This is a genomic window from Cyclobacterium qasimii M12-11B, assembly GCF_000427295.1.
Lineage (GTDB): Bacteria > Bacteroidota > Bacteroidia > Cytophagales > Cyclobacteriaceae > Cyclobacterium > Cyclobacterium qasimii.
On record NZ_ATNM01000077.1, the window covers coordinates 1 to 11472 of the forward strand.

The 11472-nt window shown below is 37.5% G+C and carries 7 protein-coding genes and 2 tRNA genes; 7 read left to right on the forward strand and 2 right to left on the reverse strand.

Annotation, left to right across the window (positions count from 1 at the left end; translation table 11 throughout):
* Positions 1–204 precede the first annotated feature (204 nt).
* Complete coding sequence (locus ADICYQ_RS08120) at positions 205–450, reverse strand: GIY-YIG nuclease family protein (protein ID WP_040415171.1); 246 nt, start codon at positions 448–450, stop codon at positions 205–207.
* Between the two features lie 40 nt (positions 451–490).
* Positions 491–564: transfer RNA gene (locus ADICYQ_RS08125), tRNA-Pro, on the reverse strand.
* A gap of 600 nt (positions 565–1164) precedes the next feature.
* On the opposite strand from ADICYQ_RS08125, the gene ADICYQ_RS08130 reads away from it, so the two are divergent.
* The 7 genes from ADICYQ_RS08130 (at position 1165) to ADICYQ_RS08155 (ending at position 10549) form a co-directional block, all read left to right on the forward strand.
* Positions 1165–1238 (forward strand) — tRNA-Asn (locus ADICYQ_RS08130).
* 781 nt (positions 1239–2019) lie between these two features.
* Positions 2020–3156: a DUF262 domain-containing protein gene (locus ADICYQ_RS08135; RefSeq protein ID WP_020894097.1), complete on the forward strand. Its 1137-nt coding sequence runs from the start codon at positions 2020–2022 to the stop codon at positions 3154–3156.
* Positions 3156–3899 carry a HEPN domain-containing protein gene (locus tag ADICYQ_RS08140; protein WP_020894098.1) on the forward strand — a complete coding sequence of 248 codons (744 nt, stop codon included), beginning with the start codon at positions 3156–3158 and terminating at the stop codon, positions 3897–3899. Before ADICYQ_RS08135 ends, ADICYQ_RS08140 begins: the two co-directional genes overlap by 1 nt.
* Before the next feature lie 455 nt (positions 3900–4354).
* Positions 4355–5365 (forward strand): hypothetical protein, encoded by a 1011-nt coding sequence (locus ADICYQ_RS08145; RefSeq protein WP_020894100.1) that lies wholly within the window; start codon positions 4355–4357, stop codon positions 5363–5365.
* Positions 5366–5367: 2 nt separating this feature from the next.
* Entirely contained in the window at positions 5368–9324 is a 3957-nt protein-coding gene (locus ADICYQ_RS08150; RefSeq protein ID WP_040415169.1) for an Eco57I restriction-modification methylase domain-containing protein, read from the forward strand.
* A gap of 13 nt (positions 9325–9337) precedes the next feature.
* A complete protein-coding gene (locus ADICYQ_RS30185) occupies positions 9338–9502 on the forward strand; it encodes a DUF3644 domain-containing protein (RefSeq protein ID WP_369073252.1) in 165 nt (54 codons plus the stop codon).
* A 555-nt stretch (positions 9503–10057) separates the two neighbouring features.
* Entirely contained in the window at positions 10058–10549 is a 492-nt protein-coding gene (locus tag ADICYQ_RS08155; protein ID WP_020894102.1) for a hypothetical protein, read from the forward strand.
* The last annotated feature ends 923 nt before the right edge of the window (positions 10550–11472 follow it).

The following is an 11472-nucleotide window of genomic DNA, read 5'->3' on the forward strand; positions in this document are numbered from 1 at the left end:
GGTGACGTTCAAACCGCTCTAAATGATTCTTTACTCTGACCGACGTAATACCGGTCGAGTGAAAAAGAGTACAATATGTAGACAGAATAATCCATAAAAATGCCAGACCGGGTTATCCCAGCCTGGCTTCTCGTCGGGGTGGCCGGATTTGAACCGACGACCTTCCTGACTCTTGTCAGGACAAGCTATCTCGTTTGTTATTGACTATTTATCGTTAAGTCCTTCGAGGTACCTGCGACTACCCATATTTTTAATTTGACGTTCTTTTTGAACTGCAGAGGGACGATCTTCAAAATATTCAACATGAACTATTTTCCATGGTATCCCTCCTTTTGTAGATTTATTCCGACCCGATTGATGACGCTCAAACCGCTCTATATGGTTTTTACTCTGACCTACGTAATAACGATCGAGTGAAACAGAGTACAATATGTAGACAGAATAGTTCATAAAAAATGCCAGACCAGGGTTACCCCAGCCTGGCTTCTCGTCGGGGTGGCCGGATTTGAACCGACGACCTCTTGCACCCCATGCAAGCACGCTACCGAGCTGCGCTACACCCCGAGATTATTAATTGTTACTATTTCAATTTTAACGACAGTTCGATCAGACGACCTTCCTGACTCATGTCAGGACACGCTACCGAGCTGCGCTACACCCCGAGACTTATTTAATTGTTACTATTTCAATTTTAACGACAGTTCGATCAGACGACCTTCCTGACCTTTGTCAGGATACGCTACCGAGCTGCGCTACACCCCGAGTTATTCTCCTATTGAAACATGCCTTATTGTTTACCTAAATAGGAAGGGCAAATTTAATTTATTTTTGATCAATTAAAAGCGATATAAATCAAAAATAATAACGGAAATGGAATTTGAAGAAGCACAAGTAAATTCAAGCGATTTTTCTAAAAATATTTTATACTATAAGTCCTTGATTTAGAAGAGCATTTTTTTCCAATTGAAAAATAATTGAAAAAACCATCTCCCCATGTTTGGAAAAAATTAAGTAACCTGTTATGTTTGCATCTCAATTAAGGCAAAGGCCTTAGAAAACAACAAATTCCTCCTTAGCTCAGTTGGTTAGAGCATCTGATCCCGATGTATCGGGAAGGGTCCTTAAACCTATTGTTCGGGAGATTGAAAATTGAAGAAATAAAATTCCTCCTTAGCTCAGTTGGTTAGAGCATCTGACTGTTAATCAGAGGGTCCTTGGTTCGAGTCCAAGAGGAGGAGCATACTCAGCTGATGGTCAGCGTATTACTTTAAATGTTGACCAAAATGTTGTACGGGTAGTTGAAGTAACTTTTTATATTACTTTCTATCATTTCAGGGTTAAAGAGAGCTACAGATTCAATTCTGTAGCTTTTTTTGTTCCCCCCATGCCACGCACCCAGGTGGTGAGAGTCTACATTGGCTGTTTGCCACGCCTACCCATTAGCAATAATAGCGAATCTTCCGTAAAGCATAATTAGCCACCCTAGGGCAAACCCTGAGAGCTCAGGTGGCCCATAATGATGATTACAGGATACTTTAAGAAATTTGGTGCAAAAATTGTGCAAATATCACCAATTTTTTTTTGTAAATTTAGAATTGTCGGAATCATCTGCCAGTGCCAGGACTTTTTTATCCCATTCCCTAAGTTAATAAGCAGTACCTTAAAAAAAGTCAATCTAATTTCATCTATCGCCTGTCAATCGTCCAGGTAATTATGCCACCCATTTATTGGAGGGAGTACGAATTTGCGGTATATTCAACAGCTTATGGGACACCAATCAAGTAGGACCACTAAGGTTAACACCCTATGAGCAGCAAACCCCTGCCCCGGGTCCTGTAGCTCAAGGGAATTCTTGACAATTACGATGAATGGAAATGAAAAGCTTGTTAAAGGTTTTGGTAATTTCCCTATATTTAGCAATCATTTCCCATCAGACTATAAGGAAAATAAGTGCATGAGTTCTCGTTAGCTAGTAGTTAGGCTTAACCTGAGAACGGAAATAATATATTAATTTACAGAATGGCCAAAAAAATAATAATAAGCGATAGAGAACTAGAAGAACAATACGAACAAAGTTCTTTTAAATTAACTCAAGAAAGAAGTGATTTCCTTTTGCCTCAAATCGTTGATTTTGTTAAAACAAAGAGGTGGTTAAACTTACATCCCGAATATCAAAGACGGCTAGTGTGGGATAGAAAGAAAAAATCTCTATTTATTGAGTCTCTACTATTAAACATACCAGTTCCGCCAATTTTTTTATTTGAATGGGATTATAGCCGATATGAGGTTATGGATGGTCAACAAAGACTTTCCTCTGTCCTTGATTTTTATGATAATAAATACAAATTAACTGGTCTTGAACAATGGTCTGATCTGACAGGTAAATCATTTTCTGAATTACCACCATTACTTAAAAAGGCGCTTGACAGAAGAAGAATTTCCGCAACAGTAATTTTAGCAGAAAGTGCCAAAAGTGATGATGATAGAAGTAGCTTAAGGAGGTTTGTTTTTGAAAGATTAAATACTGGAGGTCAAAAACTGAACGCGCAGGAATTAAGGAACTGTCTTTATTCTAGTCTATTTAATAATTTGATAGTCGAATTAGCTGGCAACGATTTATTTGATGACATTTGGGAAATCCCCAGGTACAGTGACAATATAAGAGGGGATCAAATTAACACAAAACTGGCTGAAAATAGTCTATTTAAAAGAATGACTGATTGCGAAATCGTACTTCGTTTTTTTGCATTTCGTCAGCGATCACATGTGAAAGGAGCTGTCAAAAAGATTCTTGATAACTGCATGATCAGGAATCAAAGCCTAGGGCCGGATGAAATAACCAGGCTTAGTGAATTATTTATTTCTAGACTGGAAGCAGCTAAATCAATTTTCGGAGATAGAACATTCAGGATTATTGATCAAAAGGGAAAAGCAAGATTATCTCAACCACTTTTTGATGCAGTAATGGTTGCCTTAGATCGTGAGTATGATCATATTGAAACTTTGAAGAAAAAAAGTAAAGAGTTAATAGCCTCTTTAGATAGAAAACTTCTAAGTCAAAAAACATATGAACTTGTAGTTGGTAAATTGGGCACTGCACCTTCAATAAAGGATCGCGCTGACTTTATGCAAAAACACTTTAAGGAATTTATATAATGTCACCAATTCAGATACACTCGAAAACACTTGCTGCATTTTATGACGAGTTGAAACTCATAATAGATAACCTTGAATTGTCAAGTCGTGTAAGAGCAATTATTAACGAAACAACTCGTTGGGAAACCCTTCAACATGAACAACGAAATTCCATTAACGAATTTCTTAAAATTGAAGCTGCTCCCAATAGAACTGTGTCAAATTCATTATTCATGAGTTCTGTTTCTGGCTTTGAAAATTTTTTAAGAAATCTGCTGTCAAGTGTCTTAAGAGAGATGGAGAGTAGCAATAATATACCAGAGGCAATTAGAAATCGAAATCTACAATTATCTGGAGTGGCATTATCACAATTGTATTCACCTCCATCTCATGTTAAGTTAGATTATCAAAGAATCACTCAAAAATTAGGTACATGCTACTCTAAGGAAGTTAAACTTAATGAAGAAATTAGCTTTTTTATTAAAAGTATTCTTGAATTAGATAATGTTTTAGCATTTTTAAAGGATTGTGGAATAAAGATAGACTGGGATGATTTTTCGTCAAGTGAGGACATTAAGGAATTTTTAGGCACTACAAACCCAAGAGAAACTGGAAAAGCTTTGAAGAAACAAGTTAAGGAATATGTAGAATCGCGAAATCGAATTGCACATACTGGATTAAATTCATCAGATTTAGCGTTAAATGAAGTGTATGGTGCAATTAACTTTTTCTTTTATTGCACAATTTCTGACCAGTCAAAGTGAAACTCAACTAAAATCTAACGGCAAAACCTAATATTATATAAGAGTGGTGCGGGTTAAAGCGATAATTTTAAACTATTAAAATATTAATTATATCGGAAAACTGAAAGTGAAGTTCTTCTAAATACCACACCACAGTCATTTCTGACCGTTATGCTTCATGAGAAATAAACCAGCTGCACTTATTAGCACATTTGGTTTTTGCCAATACATAAGCCAAATGCAAAAAGCCTATTATTTTTGCCCAATCAAGGACGAATCTACAATTCGTTGAATGAAAAGTATGTTGAAAAATGATATAAACGAAAATCTCGGGCTATTTTAGCAACATAAATTTATGCGAACCTGAACCGAATAAAAGAAAAACTTAAAGAGAAAGGAATTAAGCAAATATGGTTGGCTGAAACTCTTGAAATTGATGTAAAGGAACTATTAAAATCGAACAAAGAGAAAATACAGTGAGAACGGGGATTGACATATTAGAAAACGAAATTGTAGATCAATATCCTAGTGTTCTAGAAATTTTACTGCGTGACCATACTACTCAAAGAAGTATTTTCTGGGCAACTGACAACTATGAACAGCTTGGTAAGGCTTATAGTTTTAATTCACAAATTTTGCCTGAACTAATCACCGGTGACTATGGCAACATTATAATGCCAAGAGTGCAAAAAGATAAGTTATTGCAGCGATCAAGATCAAAAAAAATGGCTGAGGTCTTTACGCCATCTTGGATTTGTAACGCACAGAACAACCTGATAGACAATGCATGGTTTGGTAGAAATGATGTTTTTAATTCAGAAATCCCTGTAGATAATGGAGTCTATAAATGGGAAGTGAATCGTGAAAAAATAACTTTCCCGAAAGGGAAAACTTGGAAAGATTATATTCGGGACACTCGACTTGAAATGGCATGTGGCGAAGCTCCATACATTGCAAGTAGATATGACAGCACCAAAGGAGAGTTTATTCAAGTTGAAAATAGAGTTGGAATTTTAGATAGAAAACTGAGAGTAATAAACGAAAATGTCGATACCACTGGTAAATGGCTTAAGGCAGCTCAAACAGCTTTTAAAAACACTTATGCTTTCGAATGGCAAGGCGATAGCTTGCTACTTGCAAGAGAAGCCATGCTTGCTACATTCATTGAAAACTACTCGATAAAATTTGACAAAGAGCCAATGCTAAAATCAATTCAATATATAGCCTACATTATTTCTTGGAATGTGTGGCAAATGGATGGACTGAAAGGCGTGATTCCTAACAGCTGTGGTCATATAGCTGAAACAAGGGTGAATCTTTTTGGAGAAACAGAGACCAAACATACTTTTTGTGAAGGGTGTGAAAAAGGGAATATCCGTAAACACAATGGTACATACGCTTTAATCAAGGATTGGTGTAATAAAGATTCTAAAACAGGAAAGACAGGTAGAAAAATCAGGTTCATTGACCTTATAAGTAATAATTAAAAATGAAATTTACATCATCATTAAAACTAAAGTTAATCTATGTTTTCCGCATCAATGATGAAGCACATAGAGGGTGTTTGAAAATTGGAGAAGCAACTTCTGATAATGATAACATTTATGGACTTGAGCCAAACAGTAAAGCACTTAATAAAGCTGCCAAAAAGCGTATTGACCAATACACACAGACAGCAGGAATTGCATATGACTTGCTATACACTGAACTCACAATTTACAATGATAAATATGGTCTTAAATCGTTTTCAGACCATGAGGTCCATAATGTACTTACTCGCTCCGGAGTTCAAAAGAAAGTATTTGACTCAAAAAATAAAGCCAATGAGTGGTTCATAACAGACCTTGAAACCATCAAAAAAGCAATCACAGCAGTAAAAGAGGGAAAAGACTCTCTCCATGCCAGTGAAGTTTCAGAAACTCAAAGCCCGATCGTATTTAGACCCGAACAAAAAGATGCCATTGACAAAACCAATAAGCAATTCAAAAAAAGCAATGTAATGCTTTGGTTTGCAAAAATGCGGTTTGGTAAAACCCTTTCTGCACTTCAAGTTGTAAAAGAGCATGGTTTTACCAGAACGCTTATTTTAACACACCGCCCGGTTGTTGATAAGGGTTGGTTTGATGACTTTGGGAAAATATTCTACGATTCTCCACAATACTTTTATGGTTCAAAAAATCAAGGAGACCAGTTTTCTACATTAGCGAGAGAATGTAAAAAAGGAAATTCCAAATACATCTACTTTGCATCCATGCAAGATCTTCGAGGTTCTGAATTAGTAGGTGGTATCTTCAATAAAAATGATGAAATCTTTGGAACAACTTGGGATTTTGTTATTGTAGATGAAGCACATGAAGGCACGCAAACAGAATTAGGAACAAATGTTCTGAGCGAACTGAAACAAGAAAACACAAAGTTCCTACACCTCTCGGGGACACCATTCAATTTACTCGATAATTACCAAGAAGAAGAAATCTATACTTGGGATTATGTGATGGAACAAAAAGCCAAAGTGGATTGGGATAAAATTCACTTTGGAGATCCTAACCCATATGCTACCCTTCCAAAACTGAATATATTCACCTACGACCTTGGTAAATTATTAAGTGGCTATATTGATGAAGAAGTAGCTTTTAATTTTCGGGAATTTTTTAGAGTGAGCGAAACTGGAAGCTTTCTCCACGAAAAAGATGTGCGTTCATTCTTAAATCTTATCTGTAAAGACGATTCCGAAAGCAATTATCCCTATGCTACCGAGGAGTATCGTGATAATTTCAGACACTCACTTTGGATGGTTCCAGGGGTGAAAGAGGCTAGGGCTTTGAGTGCAATGCTTAAAACTCACCCTGTTTTTAGCCAATTTGACATTGTAAATGTTGCAGGAGACGGTGACGAAGAAGAGGCGAACCAGGAAGCCCTTAAAAAAGTTGAAAAAGCCATTGGTGATAATCCGCATGACACCTACACCATTACCCTTTCTTGTGGACGTTTAACAACAGGTGTTTCTGTTAAGGCTTGGACCGCTGTTTTTATGCTTTCAGGCTCTCACAATACTTCTGCTTCCGCTTATATGCAAACAATTTTCAGAGTTCAAACCCCTGCTAACATTAATGGTAAGGTGAAAGAAGAATGCTTTGTTTTTGACTTTGCTCCAGACCGTACCTTAAAAGTTATTGCAGAAACAGCTAAAGTTTCAGCAAAGGCAGGTAAAACAACAGATACGAATCGCACCATCATGGGCGAGTTTTTGAATTTCTGTCCCATCATTGCTTTTGACGGTTCGCGAATGACCGAATATGATGTAAATGGTATGCTCGAACAACTCAAAAAAGTTTATATCGAGCGAGTAGTAAACAATGGTTTTGAAGACATACATCTATACAACAAAGACCAATTGATGCAATTGGACGATGTGGAAGTGGAAGAATTCAATGGCCTCAAAAAAGTGATTGGCAGCACGAAAGCCATACCCAAGAGCAAAGACATAGAAGTTAATAAACAAGGTTTTACAGATGAAGAAATCGAGCAAATAGAACAAGCTCAAAAGAAGAAGAGAAAGGAACTCAGCCCCTTAGATAATGAGCTTTTAGAACGGTACAAAGAGCAGAAAAAAATGCACGATACTGCTGTTTCTATTCTTCGTGGTATTTCTATTCGCATGCCATTGTTGATTTATGGTGCTGATGTTCAGAATGAAGAAACCGAAATCTCGATTGATAATTTTACCGACTTGGTTGACAACCAATCTTGGGAGGAGTTTATGCCCAAAGGAGTGACTAAAGCCACCTTTAGAAAATTCAAGAAATATTATGAGGCAGATGTTTTTCGTGCAGCTGGTAAACGAATCAGAGCCTTAGTGCGTGCCACGGATCACTTAATTATTGAAGAACGCATTGAGCGAATCACCCACATTTTTAGCACCTTTAAAAACCCCGACAAAGAAACTGTGTTGACCCCTTGGCGCGTAGTAAATATGCACTTGGGTGATTGTTTAGGCGGTTACGTCTTTTTAGGCGAAAACGGTGAGAAAACAATTGCACATCCAACTTACATCACACAAGGTAAGGTAACCGAAGATGTTTTTGCAGTGGATGCTCGAATTTTAGAGATCAACTCTAAATCGGGTCTTTACCCCTTGTATGTGGCCTATTCCATTTTCCGCAATCGAGTAAAGGAAAAGTATCCTGACAAAGAACCTAATACACTCACAATTGAACAACAGCAGAAACTATGGGATAAAACGGTAGCAGAAAATGTGTTTGTACTTTGCAAAACGCCAATGGCAAAAAGCATTACAAAACGAACTTTGGTAGGCTTTAGAGCAGCAAGTGTAAACAGCCATTATTTTGAAGACATGGTTCGGCAAATTACCCAACGTCCCGAAAAGTTTATCGCAAAAATCAAAAAGGGACAATCTTATTGGAAAGCAAATAATAACAACGACATGAAATTTAATGCAATAGTAGGCAATCCACCTTATCAAGAAATGGATGGAGGAGCTGGTTCTAGCGCAGGCCCAATTTACCAGCACTTTGTTGAAATCTCCAAAAATATCCATCCTGATTATTTTACGTTAATAACCCCTTCTAGATGGTTTGCGGGAGGTAAAGGGCTAGATCAATTTAGAGCTCAAATGCTCTCAGACCTGCATATTCGAAAGATGATTGACTTTGTAAACTCAAAGGATTGTTTTCCAACATCAAGCATAGGTGGAGGAGTAAATTACTTCTTATGGGATTCTACATATCAGGGTCAATGTGAATTCACTAATATTCACAACGGGGTTCCTAACAAGATGAATAGACTTCTCGGTGAATTTGATACGCTAATTAGGTACAATCAAGCTGTAATAACTATTCAGAAAGTTTTTTCTAAAGAGGAAAAGAGTTTGTCTACAATAATTTCTTCTAGAAATCCATTCGGCCTTTCAACTAACGTTCGAGGAAGCAATGAACCCTTTGAGAATTCTGTTAAGCTTTTATCCAGTGATGGTGAGAGTTACATTTCAGAATCAGAAATTAAAACCGGAAATTCGTTCCTTAAATCTTACAAGGTACTAGTCAGCAGGATAACATCTGAACATGCTGGAGAGCCATCTAGTGACGGATCGTTTAAAGTTCTTTCAAGGACCGAGATATTGTTACCAAATGAAGTTTGTACAGATTCATATTTAAGGATCGGAGGCAATGCAAAAAAGTCAGAAATTGAAGCAATTCTTAAATATATTAAATCCAAATTCACTCGCTTTTTAATTCTTCAATCATTGAGTTCCATAAATCTTTCGCGTGATAAATTTAATCTTGTACCGCTACAAGACTTCACAGAAAACTCAGACATAGATTGGAACAAATCCGTTCCTGAAATTGACCAACAGCTGTACATAAAATACAACCTGAGTGAAGTAGAAATCGAGTTTCTTGAAAGTATGATAAAACCAATGGCGTAAAAATTTAGCAGTTATGTCAAGAAAAGCCAGATGTCAGCATTTACTAGAAGAATCCGGTCATTCGGCATTATCGACTATTGAGATATACAATAAACCCGGTTTCAAATTCCGAGAAGAGAGCTTTTTTATTCTCATGGTAGATGCCTGGAAGTTGCTTTTGAAAGCCAGTATTTTTTAGCTTAATTAAAACAAATTAGAAAGCATTTGAATATTTCCGTGATGCTGATCACTTAATTCCGGCGATCGTGACCGCCCCTTTTTACGGTATTTTCAAGACTTCCTAATACCCAATGATAAAACAGGTTAGGACAGTAAACCAGCATCACCGGAATATCCACTATAGGGACGGATGCAGCTTCACTTCTCCTAATAAGGAAGACCTCCAGCTGGTCCGTCCAACTACGTTAAGGAGCTGTGCCAAATTGTTCATGGAAATTAGAATCAACCAAGGTTTAGTAGAACAAATTCATATCATAGCTCCACTTTTCCTTTAAAGGAAAGTTGATAACCGATTCGTCAATCTCCCTTTCCTGCATTTTAGGAGGTGTCTAAGCGTTATTTTTAAAGTCCTCAATATGGCTAAATCTTTCCCTTTGCTATCGATCATTTCAAACGTTGTAGTTGTCCCGATTCACTGTTAATGTAGCTAGGTTTAGTTTCCTTAATGAATATTTAATTATTTATCCGTACGGCCTCAACACTGATTGTCAAAGTCAAATCAAATTAAACTAATATGACTAAGACAGATTATTTCAAGAATTGCACCTCTCTGGATGAAGCAAGGAAGACCTACTATCGTTTGGCAATGAAACTCCACCCGGATAAAGGTGGTGATGAGGAATTGTTTAAGGAGCTGGTTAATCAGTTTCATGCCTTTAAACCGAGTGAGTTCAAGTATGAGAACGAATTTAACGATTGGAATTCCAAGGCCTATTCCGGGATTATCGAAGCACTAATCGAAATTCCCGACATCGTCGTTGAGATCTGCGGTTCCTGGGTTTGGATTTCCGGCGATACCCTGAAGAATAAGGAACGGATAAAAGGGATTCAAACGAATGACTACTATAAGCGTGGTTTTTCTGCACAAAAGAAGATGTGGTACTTTTCGCCTACCGGATACAGCAAAAGATCGTCAGTAGAGTTCGATATGGAAGCCATTAGGAATATCTACGGTTCCGAAGCAATCAATAGCCGTACGAAGAAAGCAATTAAGGAGGGGGATTAAACCCCTTCCTTTTTTTCACTAGAATTTTTTTATACTATATGGTTCAAACACGGGCACACCATATAAATACACCCCCTTAACTTAAAATATGGGAAAACCCCCCGGGTCCAATTTGTTATGAATAAATGGACCAACTCTACTTAACTTGAAATTTTGCACTTCTTAAACAGCATCTCCCGATCATGTTTATATCACATGAAGACCCTTTGATTTTAGACAAAAACAAAGTCGCTTTTCGGTGGTCTTTTACACACTTCAAGGCGAAATATGGCCCCTTTCGGTGAAGTGCGGTATATAGGGAGGATTTTTGCAGTTGCATCTATAGAAATAAAGATGAAGCCACTTTTAGTTTCCTCTATGGGATCAACACCTTCAGTGGAGGGCTGTAGCAGATACATCCAATAGAAGGTCGAAGCTTATGCTTTTGCCTTCCCGGTAGAATAAGGTTCCCAAGGGATGTTCTGCTATGAGAGCAACCTGAGATATCTAAGGGAAGGTCTTAATATGTCTGTCTTAAGCGGCATCAGTTTCCAACTTCCCTCTCGTTCGAAGCAATCTGTTCAATGGCCATCATCCCTGATCAATTGGTGGACTGCTTCTCCTGAAATGATATACTGTTCAATCAGGAGTTAGGCTGCTCTGCTACTCCCCTTAGGAATGATGTAATCCGAATCAACATCCTACTTGATTGGCCATATGGGGGAGTCCACCAAATTTAACGTATCATCAATATTAACTCGGTTCGGCGAACCATATGGCACAAAATTATTAATTAACAATTACCAGTTTATTGTCGAAAGTGGTGGATCTTAAAACACTCCTTGAGGGAATGGGTAGCAATTTAAAGGAAGGTTTCAAACCGATTTAACTACTAGCCTTTCTACCGAAGTGTCATTAGTTAGCCAATCTGTTCATATGCCATC

What these genes read in the sequence shown, in the direction of transcription:
- ADICYQ_RS08120 (WP_040415171.1), bottom strand. Translation starts at nt 450, where the DNA reads ATGAACTATTCTGTCTACATATTGTACTCTGTTTCACTCGATCGTTAT.
- ADICYQ_RS08135 (WP_020894097.1), top strand. Translation starts at nt 2,020, where the DNA reads ATGGCCAAAAAAATAATAATAAGCGATAGAGAACTAGAAGAACAATAC.
- ADICYQ_RS08140 (WP_020894098.1), top strand. Translation starts at nt 3,156, where the DNA reads ATGTCACCAATTCAGATACACTCGAAAACACTTGCTGCATTTTATGAC.
- ADICYQ_RS08150 (WP_040415169.1), top strand. Translation starts at nt 5,368, where the DNA reads ATGAAATTTACATCATCATTAAAACTAAAGTTAATCTATGTTTTCCGC.
- ADICYQ_RS30185 (WP_369073252.1), top strand. Translation starts at nt 9,338, where the DNA reads ATGTCAAGAAAAGCCAGATGTCAGCATTTACTAGAAGAATCCGGTCAT.
- ADICYQ_RS08155 (WP_020894102.1), top strand. Translation starts at nt 10,058, where the DNA reads ATGACTAAGACAGATTATTTCAAGAATTGCACCTCTCTGGATGAAGCA.